Annotated in this window: 16 protein-coding genes and 1 tRNA gene; 8 read left to right on the top strand and 9 right to left on the bottom strand. The window is 34.5% G+C overall.

Annotated elements, in window-relative coordinates; translation table 11 throughout:
* The first annotated feature begins 928 nt into the window (after positions 1-928).
* Positions 929-1,540 (top strand): trimeric intracellular cation channel family protein, encoded by a 612-nt coding sequence (locus B3P23_RS19930; RefSeq protein WP_045755165.1) that lies wholly within the window; start codon positions 929-931, stop codon positions 1,538-1,540.
* Between the two features lie 37 nt (positions 1,541-1,577).
* Here the strand turns inward: B3P23_RS19930 and def are convergent, their stop codons facing one another.
* Positions 1,578-2,159 (bottom strand): peptide deformylase, encoded by a 582-nt coding sequence (gene def / locus B3P23_RS19925; RefSeq protein ID WP_045755166.1) that lies wholly within the window; start codon positions 2,157-2,159, stop codon positions 1,578-1,580.
* A 299-nt stretch (positions 2,160-2,458) separates the two neighbouring features.
* Here def and B3P23_RS19920 point away from each other — a divergent pair, with 299 nt between their 5' ends.
* The 3 genes from B3P23_RS19920 to miaA are packed head-to-tail and all read left to right on the top strand — an operon-like array spanning position 2,459 to position 5,168.
* Positions 2,459-3,040 (top strand): hypothetical protein, encoded by a 582-nt coding sequence (locus B3P23_RS19920; RefSeq protein ID WP_094771798.1) that lies wholly within the window; start codon positions 2,459-2,461, stop codon positions 3,038-3,040.
* Positions 3,041-3,096: 56 nt separating this feature from the next.
* Positions 3,097-4,269, top strand: coding sequence for a Gfo/Idh/MocA family protein (locus B3P23_RS19915; protein ID WP_293928990.1), 1,173 nt, complete (start codon positions 3,097-3,099; stop codon positions 4,267-4,269).
* A complete protein-coding gene (miaA, locus tag B3P23_RS19910; RefSeq protein WP_293928989.1) occupies positions 4,266-5,168 on the top strand; it encodes a tRNA (adenosine(37)-N6)-dimethylallyltransferase MiaA in 903 nt (300 codons plus the stop codon). The genes B3P23_RS19915 and miaA overlap by 4 nt, the downstream gene beginning before the upstream one ends.
* Before the next feature lie 66 nt (positions 5,169-5,234).
* On the opposite strand, the gene B3P23_RS19905 is transcribed toward miaA, so the two are convergent.
* The 8 genes from B3P23_RS19905 to B3P23_RS19870 form a co-directional block, all read right to left on the bottom strand.
* Positions 5,235-6,788, bottom strand: a complete 1,554-nt coding sequence (locus B3P23_RS19905; protein ID WP_094771799.1) for an Rne/Rng family ribonuclease — start codon at positions 6,786-6,788, stop codon at positions 5,235-5,237.
* Between the two features lie 317 nt (positions 6,789-7,105).
* On the bottom strand, positions 7,106-7,936 hold the full coding sequence (locus B3P23_RS19900; RefSeq protein ID WP_045754268.1) for a tetratricopeptide repeat protein: 831 nt from the start codon (positions 7,934-7,936) through the stop codon (positions 7,106-7,108).
* An 18-nt stretch (positions 7,937-7,954) separates the two neighbouring features.
* A complete protein-coding gene (locus B3P23_RS19895) occupies positions 7,955-8,239 on the bottom strand; it encodes an HU family DNA-binding protein (protein WP_021189241.1) in 285 nt (94 codons plus the stop codon).
* A 277-nt stretch (positions 8,240-8,516) separates the two neighbouring features.
* Positions 8,517-9,563, bottom strand: a complete 1,047-nt coding sequence (locus tag B3P23_RS19890; protein WP_293928985.1) for an aminotransferase class I/II-fold pyridoxal phosphate-dependent enzyme — start codon at positions 9,561-9,563, stop codon at positions 8,517-8,519.
* An 89-nt stretch (positions 9,564-9,652) separates the two neighbouring features.
* Entirely contained in the window at positions 9,653-10,111 is a 459-nt protein-coding gene (locus B3P23_RS19885; RefSeq protein WP_293928983.1) for a hypothetical protein, read from the bottom strand.
* A 9-nt stretch (positions 10,112-10,120) separates the two neighbouring features.
* A complete protein-coding gene (locus tag B3P23_RS19880; RefSeq protein WP_248755146.1) occupies positions 10,121-10,597 on the bottom strand; it encodes a hypothetical protein in 477 nt (158 codons plus the stop codon).
* Between the two features lie 277 nt (positions 10,598-10,874).
* Entirely contained in the window at positions 10,875-12,173 is a 1,299-nt protein-coding gene (locus B3P23_RS19875) for a hypothetical protein (protein ID WP_293928981.1), read from the bottom strand.
* 215 nt (positions 12,174-12,388) lie between these two features.
* A tRNA-Lys gene (locus B3P23_RS19870) sits at positions 12,389-12,461 on the bottom strand.
* Positions 12,462-12,679: 218 nt separating this feature from the next.
* Here B3P23_RS19870 and B3P23_RS19865 point away from each other — a divergent pair.
* From B3P23_RS19865 to B3P23_RS19850, 4 genes are all read left to right on the top strand, one after another.
* Positions 12,680-13,813 carry a tyrosine-type recombinase/integrase gene (locus B3P23_RS19865; RefSeq protein WP_168128014.1) on the top strand — a complete coding sequence of 378 codons (1,134 nt, stop codon included), beginning with the start codon at positions 12,680-12,682 and terminating at the stop codon, positions 13,811-13,813.
* Between the two features lie 156 nt (positions 13,814-13,969).
* Positions 13,970-15,031, top strand: a complete 1,062-nt coding sequence (locus B3P23_RS19860; protein ID WP_293928978.1) for a hypothetical protein — start codon at positions 13,970-13,972, stop codon at positions 15,029-15,031.
* 276 nt (positions 15,032-15,307) lie between these two features.
* On the top strand, positions 15,308-15,742 hold the full coding sequence (locus tag B3P23_RS19855; RefSeq protein WP_168128012.1) for a hypothetical protein: 435 nt from the start codon (positions 15,308-15,310) through the stop codon (positions 15,740-15,742).
* 94 nt (positions 15,743-15,836) lie between these two features.
* Positions 15,837-17,675, top strand: coding sequence for a hypothetical protein (locus B3P23_RS19850; protein WP_293928974.1), 1,839 nt, complete (start codon positions 15,837-15,839; stop codon positions 17,673-17,675).
* The last annotated feature ends 51 nt before the right edge of the window (positions 17,676-17,726 follow it).

Genomic DNA, 17,726 nt, shown 5'->3' with positions numbered 1-17,726 from the left:
AATTAAACCCTTCTTTTTTCAGCGCATCCCCTTTCGGATCAGCCGTTCCTCCCTTGCGGAGTGGTGCAAAGATAGGAACTTTTATCCTTCACTTCCTAATGTTTTCCGGAAATAGTTTACCGCGACACGGTAAAGAGCTAGAAATGTGACCGATAATTTATCTGGATGACACCTGATGATCATGCTGGGTCGGATATGGATTACCTTTTGCTATGGATCATATGTTAATTTGTCTGGGATCATCTTTGTGCGGACACGCCCGTCACCTGTCCATATATGGGTTCTTCACACAAATACTGCGTTACTTGGTTACTGGGTCAATCCGCTACTAGGTTACTATGCCACTTGATCACTCGGTTACTGCTTTACTCCGTCACTAAATCACTGCGTTACTCGATCCCTCCGTTACTTTACCATATATACCAGATCTTAAAGACAAATTCTGACCAACTATATACCAACTTCACTATTAAATGGGGAATACACCAGACATTACTTAGGGTTTATAGGGGGTTAGTAGGGGTACGACCCTACTAACCCCCTATAAACCCCCTGTTATCCCCCTACTATACCCGTATTAAATACGAAGTTGGTCAGAATTTGATATGTAGTTGGTATTACTTCTAAGGGAGGAATCCATATATCATTTGATATAATTTTGTAGAAGACCGCAATACCTTTTCCTATTATAGATATAATTACTCCCCAATAGAGTATAACAGATGTATTAACTCGATAAATAATCAGATATCGCGTGCCTTATAGATGAGTAGAGAAAGAGAAAGTATAGAATATGAAATCAATACAGCTATACCATACTGATTATTAGTAACTTAATAAGCAGATCGACTATAATATGACAAACATATTTTTTTTATAAAAAATCATAACTTTACAGACAAATAGTTAAATCATTCAATGCGGATAAATGACAGGCACCGATTATATATATTATACTGATTTATTAGGTACGATGCTTTTTGCTATTTCAGGAGCTATGGCCGCAAATCGTAGAAAAATTGATATTTTCGGAGCAACCTTTACCGGTTTCGTTACCGCTATAGGAGGAGGGTCTTTAAGAGATGTTTTTCTAAACCTTCGACCTATTTGGGTTGATGATGGCAATTACTTAATTGCTATATTAATAGGCGTATTTCTTTCTGCTATACTCAATGATCAACTCGATAAATTTTCTCGAACTTTGACCCTTTTTGATGCTATGGGTATTGCCTTTTTTACCATCGTTGGTGTACAAAAGTCATTAACTTACGAAAGCTCTACGATTGCAGCAGTCATATTAGGCATGTTTTCAGCCGTAATGGGAGGAGTGATACGAGATACACTGATGAATGAAAATCCGCTAATTTTTAGAAAAGAAATATACGCGACAGCTTGCCTATCGGGAGCAATTCTTTTTGTGACGCTACCTTTTTTTGGTGTAAATGAAAGCATAAATGCATTTCTGAGTGCACTTTTAGTATTTGTAGTGCGCATCTTAGCTGTCAAATATAAATTCTCTCTTCCTATAGTCGGTGGATAAATAAAACTAGAGAACAAAAGAAAAAGCGTTAATAGAGTTAGCGCTTTTTCTTTTGGAGAGGGAATTTCATTTTATATCCTACACGAATCATACCTTTAGAAATGGTATCCAATTTACCTTTCAACATTGTTTTCTTTAACGTTGACAATTTATCAGTAAACAATTTACCTTCGATATGATCATATTCATGCTGTACAACACGTGCAGCTAAACCAGTCAAGTCAATCTCATGTTCCTCAAAATTCTCATCCAAATAATTAATCTTAATATTCGGATGTCTCATCACCTCTTCATTAATATCAGGAATGCTTAAACAACCTTCGCTAAAAGCCCATTTTTCACCTGTTTCTTCAACCATGATCGGATTGATAAATACCTTTTTAAAAGAGCGCAATATCTCTTTCTCTTCTTCAACATCTTCTGCAAATGGAGTTGCATCGATTACAAAAAGACGAATAGGCAAACCTACCTGTGGGGCAGCCAGCCCAACACCATTTGCTGCATACATGGTTTCAAACATATCAGCAATCAATTGCTTCAAGTTTGGATAATCCTCATCTATTTCATCTGCTACCTTACGTAATACTGGATCTCCGTAAGCCACAATTGGAAGTTTCATACTTTTATTTTTTTTGAAGAACAAAGGTAAGCATTAAAATTCAATCGAAAACCACACTTTGTTTGCAATAAATCATATTTTTGTTATTCGAAATGACAGATCCATACCATCAAATATTAGCAAGCTTTTGTGATATACTACAAAAGAACTTCGACTCTGAACTTGTAATATCCCAAAAATCGCCTTCATTTACCAAAATAACAGGCGGGGATCTTCCATTTGTCATTCATCTATATAGGTCAAATATCACAAAAAGAATTTGCGATCAAAATGAAAAAATAGTTCATATAGATGAAGATATGTTGCACAGTAAATATGATATCATTGTAAAACGAATTCTTGCTTTAGCACTTCATCAAAAAAAAGCTTATGCTCGAAAAACTGTTGTTGCTCGAGTAGATAAGAAAAATACGATCGCATTTTTAGAAGAAAATCACCTACAAGGAGCAATGCCTGGAAAATATCGCTATGGTTTATTTTTAGATGGTGAACTTATTTCCTTAGCTGTATTTAGTGGGGGGCGGAAGATGCCTGAATTACAAATTGAAAATTATCGTTCATTTGAATTAATACGTTTTTGCAATAAACTTGGTTATAATGTAGTAGGAGGGATCAGCAAATTAATCAAAGCTTTTGTCACTGATTTCGAACCACAAGATATTATGACATACACCGATAAAGACTGGAGTCAAGAGTCGACATTGGAAAAAATTGGGTTCGTCAAAAAATCTGAACTTGATCCGCTCAAATTCTGGGTAAACGGTACCTCTAGAATTTTAATTCGTGATAACGAACAATACCAAAATTTACAAAAAGAATTTCCAAATGGCTATTTGAAGGAAAATTTAGGTAGCCTTAAGATGATTCTATTTATAAAATAAAATCATTTTTTGTATCTTGTCAATTAATCTAAACAGAAAAAATTAAAATATATCACATGAAGAGAAAACTACGAATGGGTATGGTCGGAGGTGGCAATGATGCTTTCATTGGCGCCGTACACCGTATTGCAGCAAATATGGATGGTAAAATCGAACTTGTATGTGGTTCATTCAGTATCAATCCTGAAATCAACAAACAGTCTGCAGAAGATTTATTCATTCCAGAAAACCGTTGTTATGCAAATTATGAGGAGATGATTTTAAAAGAAAGTCAACTTCCTGAAGGAGAACGTATGGATTTCCTAACGATCGTTACCCCAAATTTCATGCACTATCCGCCAGCTAAGATGGCTTTAGAGAATGGATTCAATGTCGTTATTGAAAAACCAATGACGCTGACGTTAGAGGAAGCAAAATCTTTGGAAGAAATTGTAAAAAGCACAAATAAAACACTTTGCTTAACCCATACTTACTCGGGATACCCAATGGTAAAACAAGCGAAAGCTATGGTAAAGGCTGGTCATTTCGGTAAGATTCGTAAAATCGTTGTCGAATATCCTCAAGGATGGTTGAGTAAACTGACAGAGCGCGAAGGAAATGCTGGTGCTGCATGGCGCGCTGATCCTGCAAAATCAGGAAAATCGTTAGCAATGGGTGATATCGGCGTACACGCTGCTCACCTTGCAGAATACATTTCAGGATTAAAAATCACTGAATTATGTGCTGACTTGACTACTTTCGTTGAAGGTAGACATTTGGATGATGACGGTTCTGTTTTATTACGTTTTGAAGATGGGGCTAAAGGCATGCTTTGGGCATCACAGATTGCTGCCGGAGAAGAGAATGCATTAAGAATCCGTATCTATGGTGAGCATGGCGGTTTGGAATGGGCAAATGAAGACCCTAATAACTTAACCATAAAAATGTTAGGCGAACCTCGTCAAGTATTCCGTACAGGAAATAGCTATAATAGTCCAAATCAATTGAGTTCATTTACAGGTCACAATACCCGTATCCCAGCAGGACATCCAGAAGGACTGCTAGAATCGTTTGGTAATATTTACCGTAATTTTGCTCAAACAGTTTCTGCAAAATTGGAAGGCAATACGCCAACTGCAGAAATGCAAGATTTCCCTCAGGTGCATGAAGGTGTACGAGGTATGGCTTTTATAGAAAATGTTGTCAATAACAATAATAGTTCTGAAAAATGGACTAAATTTGTTGTGTGATAGATAAACAACAAACATTACTTTCTCCTCTGGCTCTTTCCACAGTGCCTAAGGAGAAAGTTATTGTTATTTTAGGTCCTACAGCTTCTGGAAAGACAGCTTTAGCGGTCAAAATAGCGAAAGAATTAAATGCTGAAATCATTAGTGCAGACTCTCGTCAGGTATACCGCCGTATGGATATCGGAACTGGTAAAGATCTTTCCGAATATGGCGATATTCCACATCATCTTATTAATATATGCGATCCTGGAAAAAAATATCATTTAGGACAGTTTATTGAAGATTTTCAACGCGTTTATGAATCTCTGTTGTTTCAGGGCAAGCGTATTATTTTATGCGGCGGCACTGGACTTTATATCCAAAGTGTCCTTCAAGGCAACAAATATGCTCAAATACCAAGTCAACCTGGATTTAAAGAAGCATTATATCAATTTGATCACGAAGAACTGCTTACCCGATTATCTAAATATCAAAAACCACCAGATCTTTATCTAGATCTATCAACAAAAAAAAGAATCATCCGCGGCATAGAAGTTCTAGAATGGCTTAAACATCATTCATTAGCGCCCATGAACAATAAAAATCTTGATTCATTGGTTATTGGATTAAATCCGGATGTCATGTTAAGAAGGGAGAAAATATCCAACCGCCTAAAACAGCGTATACAGGATGGGCTAATAGCAGAGGTCGAAGGATTATTAGTTTCAGGTGTTAGTCATGCAGAACTCCAATATTACGGTCTAGAATATAAGTATGTGTCTAAATATCTTTTGGGCGAGTTAAACTATGCTGATTTTTATAAGAAATTGGAGACAGAAATACATCGATATGCCAAACGGCAGATGACTTATTTCCGCAAAATGGAAAAAGATGGTATTACGATCAATTGGATAGATTAGTATTCTAATTGTTATGAATAGAAAAAGGGTTGACCTTGTGGATCAACCCTTTTTAATTTCTTTCGATTATAACTTTATTTCCTCGTCTTTAGCATTAAAGAAGTGGAATTCCGTTAAATAATATGAAGTAACAGGAACAACTTTGATCCATTTTTGAAACTTCAAAAACCATTTTATTCTTTTTGAAATAAAGCCCGATTTAATAAAAGCGGCAATATAAGGATGTACACATAGTGATATTCCTTTTTCATTTTGTTCTTGAAGAATAAAACTTAAATTATTTTCAATATCGTCCATCAGGACAATACTTGATCGGATTTCACCAGTACCATCACAAGCGGGACATTTCTCGTTTGTAACGATATTCATTTCTGGTCTAACACGTTGACGCGTAATCTGTACTAGTCCAAATTTACTTGGAGGTAGTATGGTGTGTCTGGCGCGATCCGTTGCCATACAATCTTTCAAAAAGCTGTATAACTCTTTACGATGAGTAGGTTTATGCATATCGATAAAATCGATAACAACGATCCCTCCCATATCTCTTAAGCGCAATTGACGCGCAATTTCTTTTGCAGCTTCCATATTAACCAGGAGCGCATTATCCTCTTGGTTCTCTTTATTAGCAGAACGATTACCACTGTTGACATCAACGACGTGAAGTGCTTCAGTATGCTCGATTACGAGATAAGCACCACCTTGTAGTGTAACAGTTTTTCCAAAAGCAGCTTTGATTTGTTTCTCTACGCCAAAATGGTCAAAAATTGGTTCTTTATGTTTATAAAGTTTTACAATTTTTTCTAAATCAGGAGAGATGTCTTGGACATAAGATTTTGTCTCTTCATATATCACAGGGTCATTTACATGAATATGTGTAAATTCATCTGTCAATAGATCGCGCAAGATGGTAGAAGCTCTATCCATTTCGCCCAATACTTTTTGAGGAGGTTCAGCTGTCCGAAGTCGCTTGGTAAATATTTCCCACTTAGAGATTAAATCCAGTAAATCCTTCTGTAATTCATCTACACCTTTTCCTTCAGATACCGTACGGATAATAACTCCAAAGTTTGGAGGTTTTATTCCTTCGACAATCTTCTTGAGACGTGTACGCTCATTACTTCCTTTGATTCGCTTGGATATGGAAACCGCGCTTGAAAAAGGTACCAGTACGACAAATCTACCTGCAATAGATAGATCGGAGCTCAATCGAGGTCCTTTTGTTGATATTGGTTCTTTTGCGATTTGAACTGGTAAAAGCATGTTTTTGCTTAAGATATCCGATATCTTACCAGCCTTATCGATGTCCTTTTCAAGTTTTAGACTATTTAGCAGTTTCTCTTGATAACTGCCATTCTTTACTATCCGAGTAAGTTTTAGCAAAGATTGAACCTGAGGACCTAAGTCCAAATAGTGGAGAAAAGCATCTTTTTCGTAACCTACGTCTACAAATGCTGCATTTAATCCCGGCATAATTTTTTTGATTCGCCCAAGATAAATATCTCCAACTGAAAAATTATTGTTAACCGTTTCCCTATTTAGTTCAACAAGCTGCTTATCTTGTAGCAAAGCAATAGTAACTCCTTTTTCAGGAGTAGAATCAATAATTAATTCCTTTACCAACAGCTACATATTTACGATACAGATTAGCATACCCTGCTAATTCTATTGTATCTGATTAAACCTTAAAGAACGTTTTTTATAAAAAAAAACAATCTACACGCAATAAATTACGTGTAGATTATCAAACTTCCATACTAAAATTGCGTTATTTTCATGCAGCAATATACTATCGGAGTCTTATACAAGAAAGACTATTTTTTCTTGTGTCTATTTTTTCTTAAACGTTTCTTACGTTTGTGAGTAGCCATTTTGTGTCTTTTTCTTTTTTTTCCGCTTGGCATAGCTAATTTTTTTTAAATGATTATAAACTAAATTAATTACTTACTCAACTCAGCGATCTTACGATCGATAAATTGTGAAAGGGAAGGGTCAGCAGCTAATTGTTTACTTTGTTTAAAAGCAGCAACCGCCTCACTTTTCATCCCAATATTTTCATAGCCTGTGGCTAAATAAAAGTAAGATTCCGCATCTGGTTTCAATTCAATAACTGTTTTGAAACGATCAATCGCTTTATCAAACTGGCGAGATTGTAATGAAAACAATCCCAAAGTTTTGTTTGCTTCTACATTTTTTGGATCTGCCTGAACCACTTCACGAAGTAAAGCAATTCCAGCCATTGGGTTATTTGTACCCGAGACCATTGCAGCTCCCAATCCTGTTTTCGCTTCTAAACTAGCAGCATTTAATTTCAAAGCAGCTTCGTATGAACGAATTGCATTTTGCGTCAAAGCTTGAGCTAAAGTAGAGTCTTGTAAATTTGTGTAAGCAGTACGATATGAATTTCCTGCTTTCAACCAGTATTCATATTTCGGAGAAATTTTAGCCATCTCTTCGTAAATGAACCCTTGAGGTGCCGGTTTAGCCAGATCGTCCCACTTTACGGCCAACTTTTGAAGTAAAGAAACTTTCTCTTCTCCAGATGACTTTGTAATTTGGGTCTCAATATCGGAAATATCTTTGATTAAATTTGCATCTAATCCTTGTTTTGTCATTAACGATATGTTCTCCAAATTGATTTCAGAAGAAGGTTGCTGTTTTTCAGCAGATTCCTCCTTCTCGTTTACCAAACCTTTGATAGGTTGTGCAAATAGTACCGCAACTAATGCTGCAACCACGCCTACTACTATAATCTGTTTGGTTTTTGCCATTTTAATCTGTTTTTAAGATTATTTATTGCCGTTTTTTACTTTCTCAACAAATACTTTTGCTGGTTTGAAGCTAGGAACGAAATGTTCAGGGATGATGATCGCTGTATTTTTAGAAATGTTTCTAGCAGTTTTTTCAGCTCTTTTTTTAACAACAAAGCTACCAAAACCTCTTACGTATACATTTTCTCCACCCACCATTGCGTTTTTAACCACTTTGAAGAATGCCTCTACGGTTTCTTGAACATCTACCTTCTCTAAGCCAGTTTTGTTAGAGATTTCTGCAATAATTTCTGCTTTAGTCATATCAATTTTACTGTAATTATTTATTTCTCAACCTTTAACCCAATGTACTTTGGGGTTGCAAAAGTATCTCTTTAAAATGACGTTTGGAAATAATTTAACCATTTTTTTTATTTTAAAATTATTCTAAAGGAGATCATTTACAACAGCTTAGCCATTTTACATCGCTAAACTCATTTTTCAAAGAATCACAAAAATACACTTTATTACTGAATATCAAACCTTTAATTTTATTTTTATCATTCCACGTGAAACAAATGATAAGCCGATGACTTTATTTTTAAGCACATATTATCTGGGCTAATTTTTTCAAATCTTCCTCCTGATGTAAGCTGCTTAAGACAATTCTATTCAAAGGAGGGTCTGTTTCCAAAGGATATGGAAAACTAGAGATCAGAAATCCATTTTGCACCAATTTTTCATATAACTCAGGTTCAGTAGAGCTAAAAACAGCAAAATTAGGGATATGGCTCAGACGATCGCCTATTAAATTGGCAAAAAAATCTATATTCTGATGCAGTTTTTCGAATGCGGCCATGTAAATATCTTGCGAATGCGTAAATGCATACATCGAAGCAGGAGAAGCAGGGGAGGCCCCAGTAAAAAAGGGTGATTTCCGAAATCTTTCCATCCATTTATTGGACGACAAAATCATTCCTGCGTCCGTACCCAAACCCTTTGCCAATGAAGCAACAACCACCACCTCAATGGCCGAACCCTCAAATATAGATAGATCAGTAGAAGTTCTGTTGGCACGCACCACCCCAATTCCGTGTGAGTCGTCGACTAACAAAATCACTTTTTTATCGGGATTTATTGTCAACAAAGGGCTGAAATCATAATGTTCTGGAGTCAAATTATCCATGGAGTTACTAACAATCACAAATTGTTGATCATCAACCGCATTATTGATCTGTTGTACCGTTTGAATAAGCCAAGAATCCATATTTCCCACCACTTGCGGATTTGTATCTAACCACAGTGCAGGATGAGTATGGGGTGCATAAATAAGTTTTCCTACAGAGGAAAGAGATTTTACGGCCAACTGCGCTGCCAAATAACCACTGGATACCAAAAGGGCAGCCTCAAAACCAAATCGACTCGCTGCACGATGTTCCGCTACATCAAAAATATCAAGTTGTATGTTGTTATTACGAGAGGTTCCGTTATTTAATCCGTATCTGGATAAGCCCTCCTTATACACATCAATATAGGCTTCATTGACCAACAACCCCAAGTATGCTGTCCCTCCAAAAAAAAGATAATCTTTTTGATGATGGTGAATCAGCCGACCGGTCGATTGGTGCAGATTTCTAAAATCTTTCATTATTTAATCGCTCACTTTAAAATACAAATCGCTCAGCATATTGATCGCGATCATGACAAGTTTATCCGTCATCATGGATAAACGGAAAACTACATATTGAGTTTGTAGTTGAGTGGAATGTTAAAACGTAGAGAAGCTGTAAATCCCTTTATTGGACGGTAGTCTTGCTTATCAGCCGTAGCAAATCCATATCCAAAATCCAGATCTAAAATAGTCGCCAACGAAATCCCCACCTTTGGAGTTATGGTATACGGAGTGATTTCTGTTCGCACAAAGGGTGCAACGACCCAAGATTGGGGATAGAAGGAAAAAGCTAGTTCGGGAATTACAGCAAACTTACTTTGGGTCCAGGTGAAATTAGCCGTTACATCTGTTTTCAAAATATTTTCACCTAAAAAGGCAAAAGCAAAATAACCTCCTGTTTTTATAGCACTTCCTTTTTGGTATTGGTAACTCAACGTAGGACCATATAAAGTCTCCTGTGCCCTTGCCTGCAGGACAATACTGAATAAAGCAATACAAATTACTTTAATGACAAAATTCTTCATAATCAAGGCCTAATAAAGATGAAAGTTTAAGGGAATATTGACACCTAAAGATAAATTGACACCTTTAATCTGCTTAAAATCTTTTTTTGTATTATAATCAAAACCATAGCCTACACCAAAGTCAAGCAGAGAGAAAATGCTGATTCCAACCTTCGGAGTTACCGTATAGGGTGTCAATTCAGCTTTTACAAAAGGGAGTAAGATAAAGTCATTGACATAATAAGTAAATCCCAATTCAGGGATAACGGTTGTCTTTCCTCCCATCCAAGTAAAATTTGCACCTGCATCAATTTTCATATATTGTGTCTCATTCGGTGCAAATAATCCCCAAGCAGATGCTTTCAAGAAACTTCCACTTTGGTACTGATAACCTACCGATGGTCCAAATATCCAATTATTATGCGCTGGTAATGGGTTATTTTGCGCAAATACTCCAAAACATGATAATAATCCAATAAAAATGATGGTCAATCTTTTTATATTCATGTAGCTAAAATACGAAGTATAAACATTAATCAATATCATCAGAACAATTAATATCTAAAAACGTTTTTCTTGAGCCACAAAAACAACATATCATTTTAAAATTTTTGTACCATCTACAGCGATCTACTTACCGAAAAATAGAAGAAACGGAAAAAATTACTTAAAAAGCGATTCAGGATACAATTTTTGACCCCATACTTTTGATTGTATCATACGAATCAATAGGTAAGTGTTTCATTTGAAATGGTACATGCTGAATTAAAATGGATCTAAAAACTTATTTTTGGACGTTTTTTTTCAGATAATAATTTCTTTTTTGTTCATCCGCCTCAACAGTATATTGATCATGGAGTTCAAGCATCCATCCATCTCCTTTTATTAGATTCTTATCAATCGAAATTGGAATAGAAAGTGAAATTTTTCCCCAGTCAGCACTGATCAATCCTCCTTTTTCAACAGTAAGGATACCCCAATTATCTGTGATTCGAGTTGTAGGATAGTAAGTCCCATATGCTCCAATAGGAATAATGGTCCTGGGATCAAAAGAATAATTCATGTTTTCAAACTTTATTTCAAAATGAGGCGATTCGACAAATTTTTCTTTGTACGCTTTTACTACTCTTTTGTTTTCGATGTCTCTAGTTGTCTCTTCTTCAAAGATGATCTTCCCATTATAAGCTGTTGCTAATTTTTTGAAAATCTGTTGTGTTGGATTTGGGATTTTAAGTTCGAATTTTTTGATAAAAAAGGCTGTTAAATCTGTATTAGCGTTAATCTGCTTATTCCATTCATGATCCTTTTTATAAAGTATGTAGCCATAAGAAGGAATAGTTTGATAGGCAAATGAGCGCACAAAAGTTCGGTTTTTCAGTAAACGCTCCATACCATTAATTAAATAGGATTTTGTTTGTTCATCCTGTCTACTGGTCACCATTATTCCTGTATACTCCGCAATTCCCTCATTCATCTCAAGCAGATTTTCATTTACTGCACCTTCTGCAAATTGTTTGTAACGATATTTCCTAAAAAACAACGCATTCGTCAAGTGTTTTTTTATTTCATCTTGACCTGATGAACGAAGTGCTTTTTTCAAAGCCGCCATTTCAAGTCGAAGGCTTATCCTTCCTTCCATCTCATCAAGATGCTTATTATCTGCATTGTGCAGTGCAAATCCCAGATCAGGCTGTATCCGATGAAACGACTCATGAGCAAGCAGATTGATACGGTCGTCTCTATTTTCTGGCAAAGGCAGCATGATCATCGCCCAACGTTTACCGTTCCAGTCCAATGCCGTGTTGGAAAAATTTACATCCTGAGGTAGGATTCCAATATAAATACTGTCCTTGGGCGCTAGAGTACCCATGTTATCCGATTCATTTGCATATATTTTTCGGGTACTGGGATCAATCAATAGGGTAGGACCGTACAGATCTTGATTCCATAATTGTTTCGCTCCATCTGATGCTGCCTTGAGTTCATTAAAAAATAAGCGGATAGACTCTTCTTTGACTTGGTTTTGAGCATAAGTGGAACATACCAAAATAAATAGTAATGTAAAACAGATTAGCTTCTTCATACTTAATTAAGAAAGTTGTAGGTTTGATTTAAAATTATAAATTTAATAAAAATTTATAAAAGTGTCTTGGACGAGTACTACAATGATCAGATTCAACCAAACCTATAGTCTTCTAGCAAAATGCAAAAACCTTTATGTTTGTTTTCAGGTTTGATTCCTTCAATTATGTCCTATAAAAAAAGCTTATCCAAATGGAAAAGCTTTTCTATATCAAGTGACCTCGGAGGGGCTCGAACCCTCGACCCATTGATTAAGAGTCAATTGCTCTACCAGCTGAGCTACAAAGTCATGTCTATACTCAAATGTAACTTAGATTTTTTTTATATCAAACAAAAAAAGAAAAAAACAATATTTCTAGGCTTCTAGACACTGTTTATTATATTATTTTACTTGAAAAATTTGATTTTTAATATCTAAAGTTACAATGAAGCTATCATATTTAATTATTGAAAAGAAAAATACAATAGATAAAATTTATTGGGAGAACAGTGCGAGAACATCAAAAAATGCACAAAATCCAGATTTCCATTTCCACAACTGATGACTTAAAAAAACGTTCCTATATCTACATCAAGATAGGAGAAAATAAGTATAAGGAGTACACAGGTATAAAACTAGGTTTAAACATACAACCAAACTCTTGTAAAACTATCAATGAGAGGAAAGAACAGTTAAGGCAACTAGAATACGAATTTAAAAAAGCCATTGAATTTGGTAAATATCCTATCAACAAATCTTTATCAAAAGTAAAAACGATAGAAAACACTTCTTTAGGAGAACTATTAGATCTAGCTATATCAAACAAGAAAAAAGCAAATCTAACCCGTAACTACGTTAACCATCTTGAAAGATTAACAGAAAAATTAAAAGCGTTTCTAACAACAGAAGAGTTAAATAGTAATATTAACGACTTACAACGGAGTCGGATTCAAGAGTTTATGAATCAATTCAATTCTACGGCTTCTAATTACATGATTTCGCGTCGTCATATAAAAGCTGTATTTGGAGAAATAGATAAGGATTTTGAATTCAATACGGCAATAATTACCAGAACTGACAAGAGAAAGGCTACTCCTAAACTACACAAAATCTATTCTGACGAACAACTTAAGAACGTATTACAGTTCTTAAAAAACAATCATGAAGAATTGCACTTATGTTGCCTAATGAGTTATGGCTGTTTATTACGCCCACATAATGAAATTAGGCTACTAAAGCGTCACCACTTTAAAAACAATATAACAGAAATCCATCTTTCAGGTAATGAAAATAAAGGTAAAAAAATCAGAACAGTGCCAATACCTAGTTATGTAAGAGAATTACTTCTAAATCGACTGGAAGGCTTATCTCATGACGACAACATCTTTACAAGAAGACCTGATTCCAATAATCCATATTATTTTAGTACCGCTTGGACTCGAATGTTTAAACTAATGGAGAAAGAGGGTATTATTGAAAAGAATCAAACAATCTACTCCTTTCGCCATACTGCTTCTGTGAACGTATACAAAAAAACTAAGGATCTACACATTCTACAGCAATTGTTAGGTCATTCGGACATGATAGTCACCTTAAAGTATTTGCGTGGTCTAGGGGTTCATAATGTTGATGAATTAAAGCATGTGATGCCTGAGTTATAATTTAAAAGTGAGACACGGATATTTTGTTTTTTATACCCCTTAATGAAAATGATGTCTCATCAAAAATAAAAATACGCCCATTTCCCTTTATTGGGGATGGGCTTTTTTCATTTGTTTTTGCTTATAATTAGTTTTTATTTAACAGATCAATATTTAATGGAAATTACAACCTCTTGGGAAACATTAGGATTCGATGAAAAAATCGAAATTACTGAGACAATTTGTAAATATTTTATGCCAATCACAAGGGAGATTGATGATTCAAAAATAATTACGAGACAAGGAACAAATTCCGAAGAGTATCTAAAGCAACGGAAAAAAGAACTAGCCAATACACGAAATCTTAAATATAAACTACGAGTTCAACGGAGTTATTCCGAACACGGAGAAGTTTTCTACCATAAAGACTATAGCTATCGAGACCTTAGCTCAAGAGTACTATTTAAAAAGCCTGAAACTGAAATTTCATCTGAAGAAGCCGAAACACTGAAACATTTTTTAAACAATCTTTTCAGTATTACAGCGCTTTACAAAGAAGATTATTGGCAATCATACTATGAAAATTATGATGACTTTAGCTCAAATCCTTTTATTCAAGAGGCTATAGAAGAGGTTAGAGATATCTTTAATGTGCTAAAAATGAGAAAGGATATCCTCAACTCCGAAATCGTTCTTAGGCATAAAGACAAATATGGCGCGGTCATTACCGATGAAACCACAAAGGTAAATGACCTTTACAAACAGGAGGCGTTTGATTATTACACACAGCTTAAATATCAAAACTTTCTGCATAGATTCCGTTTGGAAAGGTTCTTAACTGATCAAGAAAAAGCTTTAAACATTCCTATCAAGAAAACACCTAATACAATCTATGAGTTTGATCATGAGATTTCCTTAAAGATTGGATTCATGGAATTTTCTGGCATTACCCCAACTTGTACTACTGATTTTTTCGAGAAGCTAGTCACCAATCTAGTCGACAGTATGTCTTTTAGCGCTAAGCTATCACCATTATACGAGTTTTTAAAACTAGTGGTACCTGCGCTAAACAGCTTCATACATGACCATGCTCATGAGAAATACAAGAAAAAGGATAAGCACTTCCTAATTTTCTCCTTTCTTAGGCTATTCGATTTAGTACCCAAAAAACAGACTATGGATGTCAATGGGCTTGATGATGTTAAGGAAGACTTTATAAAACAACTCATAAAGAAATAGACAATATATAACCCTCCATTTTAAAAAGGACAGAAACTTGAATGTTTTCTGTCCTTTTTTATTTAATCCAAAAAAGTTTTACACACTAATAATTAATAAGATAACTCTTTATTGTAAAAAGGGGGCGATAGAAAATAAACCTTATTATATCCCCCTTTTTTGCATGTGCACCTTTGTGCTGTCCGAAGGGGATAACACTTAAACAATAAGGCGCCAAAGTTTAAGTGGAGAAACGAACCGGGATGACATGACAGATTAAAACTAAAAATTTCGAAGATGAATATTGCTCAATTAAAAAACAGATCACAGGTACAAAAACCATTATTTGCTAGCACGACAAAAAAAGCAAATCAAAAAAAAGCCAAATATACCTTGTCTAATAAAAATTTCTTCACTGAAAATCATGAATACTTTGGAGTCACATCAAAAAAATACTTTAAAGAATATTATAGAGCGCTTGATAATGAACAACGATTAGGTTTATGGCTGTTCTTTAAAAATCTCTCAAGCGGAAATAAAATAGACATTTCCGAAGTTAGATTTAATAAGGATAATATTTCATATGTTGAAATCAAAACCACAATAGACAAAAAGCGTATTACATTTGAGCTGTATTACATGAGAGGTATGCATAAGCTTCTAAGTTTCGCATCATATACCAAATATGATCTAGATGCGAAAGAATTATTAAAAATAGCGAGTCAAGACTAATACTTCATAATCTGGGGGATTTCTCTCCCAGATTAATACTAAAATTTCACAAAATTTCCATTAGCCAATTTATTTGGCTCAGCATTTTAATGTCATGAAAACAGAAAATCTATACATCTCAAAAGATACTTATTTAGATACAATACTTTCGCGAATCCCTACAAATACATTGCTATTTAAAAATATTACTGGCATTGGAGCGACTTACTTAGAAATAATTGATAAGACTAGAAATTCAATCATAATAGTACCAAATGTTCCAGTAATACAAGGCAAGCAAACAAAGCACAGCCATCTATTGGGTGTTTATGAAGGAATAGGAAAAGATCAAATCAAGCGCTTCCTAAAAAAAAGTAAGCCAAAATTTAAGAAAATCATGGTAACTCCTGAATCACTGTCCCGTGTATTGGACTCGTTGAAGGAACTAGAAATAGACTATTTTAATGAATACTTTCTTTTGATTGACGAGTTTGATAAAATGACACACGATAGTGACTTTCGTGAAGAAATTACATTCCCAATGACGGTATTTTTTGAGTTCAAGAATAAAGCAATGGTGAGCGCAACTCCTATCATTCCATCAGACTCTCGTTTTGCAAAGCACAATTTTACAATTAAAAATATTATTCCAACTTACCCTATCACGAGAGAGCTAAAGGTAATTACAACAAATTCAGTATTGGATGCATTTAAATCCAAATTAGAATCTTGTAAATCAGATAAAATATTTGTTTTCTTTAAATCACTAGCACAAATATCCAATTATATTAAATCATTGAATATTGAAAATGAGTCTAGTATTTTCACTTCAAAGGAAGAAGTCAAAGAGTTTTACAACAAAAGAAAAGAAATAAACCCCTTCCATCTAAGTTATTTATTGGACGAGACAAAGTTCAGCAAATATAATTTTTTGACCAGCAGATATTTTACTGCTGTCGATATAGATATCGAAGAAGATGCTGATGTATTTATTCTTGCAGATTTAAAAGTCTCACATACGATCATCGACCCTTCAAATGAGATTATTCAGATACTAGGCCGATTTAGAAAGAGTAAAATCAAATCAGCACATTTCATCACAGATATCCCCACAAGCATTTCCTTTAAAAGCCAAGAACAGTGTAAAGCATATTTAGAAGCAAACCAAGAGGTATTTAATTATCTTAAAACTATGCGCTTTTCCACGCCAGACTTAGTAATTAAGGAAGTTATTGATGGACTTATTGATATGACTGGATATAAGATTTTTGTAAATAAAGATTATAGTATTAACTACTTTTTAAGAGACAATTATTGTCTGTCAAATCACGTCAAATCGTTGTATATCGATGTAAAACGATTAATCTTGGAATTTAAAAATGTAAAAATTTATAATACAGAGATGAAATATTTCAATGTTTTGCATGAAGACCTCCCATTTTCAAATCTTGATTTGGATAAAATTAAATTTAAGGATACTAGCATTCCGTTTTTAGATAAGCTAAACATCATCATTGATAATCTAAATGAGTTACAAAATATTCAAAAGAGAATTCACGAAGGTGAATATGTGATTGGAAACATGCAAGAAATGAGAAAATACCTATTAGAAAAACATTCTGAGATATTCAATATCTTCATGGACGAGGGTGAAGAAAGGCTGAGGGAAATTGCCAAAAGTCAACTTAAATTAAACCAATACTATCAAAAGGCTTATCTCAATGACGCTTCAAAAAATTTTCCTTTAATTTCCGAATTGAATGAAAAATTTAGAATGGGGGAGCAATATAATGAAGCTAATATTTTAAACAAATTTTTTTCTATTGCTAAAAAGTATGATAATGGCATAAAAAGAAATAAACATTTTCTAAATCTATTTATCAATACTAAGAAGATTCCAAAACTCAACGGACAAAGAAGAATAGAAGTTACAGGGTTTGTACACTTAAAATAGGGATATTTTGGTACATCAAAATCATTATTTATACCCCTCAATAATTTTGAT

The sequence above is a fragment of the Sphingobacterium sp. UBA6320 genome (genome assembly GCF_002440335.1).
Classification (GTDB): Bacteria; Bacteroidota; Bacteroidia; order Sphingobacteriales; family Sphingobacteriaceae; genus Sphingobacterium.
The sequence above is the reverse complement of the archived record's forward strand: the minus strand, read 5'-3'. Positions and strand labels throughout refer to the sequence as shown.

Bases quoted from the DNA above. Each gene is read 5' to 3' on its own strand.
- B3P23_RS19875 (WP_293928981.1), bottom strand. From the start codon at position 12,173: ATGAAGAAGCTAATCTGTTTTACATTACTATTTATTTTGGTATGTTCC.
- B3P23_RS19900 (WP_045754268.1), bottom strand. From the start codon at position 7,936: ATGGCAAAAACCAAACAGATTATAGTAGTAGGCGTGGTTGCAGCATTA.
- B3P23_RS19915 (WP_293928990.1), top strand. From the start codon at position 3,097: ATGAAGAGAAAACTACGAATGGGTATGGTCGGAGGTGGCAATGATGCT.
- B3P23_RS19890 (WP_293928985.1), bottom strand. From the start codon at position 9,563: ATGAAAGATTTTAGAAATCTGCACCAATCGACCGGTCGGCTGATTCAC.
- B3P23_RS19895 (WP_021189241.1), bottom strand. From the start codon at position 8,239: ATGACTAAAGCAGAAATTATTGCAGAAATCTCTAACAAAACTGGCTTA.
- B3P23_RS19855 (WP_168128012.1), top strand. From the start codon at position 15,308: ATGAATATTGCTCAATTAAAAAACAGATCACAGGTACAAAAACCATTA.
- B3P23_RS19860 (WP_293928978.1), top strand. From the start codon at position 13,970: ATGGAAATTACAACCTCTTGGGAAACATTAGGATTCGATGAAAAAATC.
- B3P23_RS19930 (WP_045755165.1), top strand. From the start codon at position 929: ATGACAGGCACCGATTATATATATTATACTGATTTATTAGGTACGATG.
- B3P23_RS19885 (WP_293928983.1), bottom strand. From the start codon at position 10,111: ATGAAGAATTTTGTCATTAAAGTAATTTGTATTGCTTTATTCAGTATT.
- B3P23_RS19880 (WP_248755146.1), bottom strand. From the start codon at position 10,597: ATGAATATAAAAAGATTGACCATCATTTTTATTGGATTATTATCATGT.
- B3P23_RS19850 (WP_293928974.1), top strand. From the start codon at position 15,837: ATGAAAACAGAAAATCTATACATCTCAAAAGATACTTATTTAGATACA.
- def (WP_045755166.1), bottom strand. From the start codon at position 2,159: ATGAAACTTCCAATTGTGGCTTACGGAGATCCAGTATTACGTAAGGTA.
- B3P23_RS19920 (WP_094771798.1), top strand. From the start codon at position 2,459: ATGTTGCACAGTAAATATGATATCATTGTAAAACGAATTCTTGCTTTA.
- B3P23_RS19865 (WP_168128014.1), top strand. From the start codon at position 12,680: ATGCACAAAATCCAGATTTCCATTTCCACAACTGATGACTTAAAAAAA.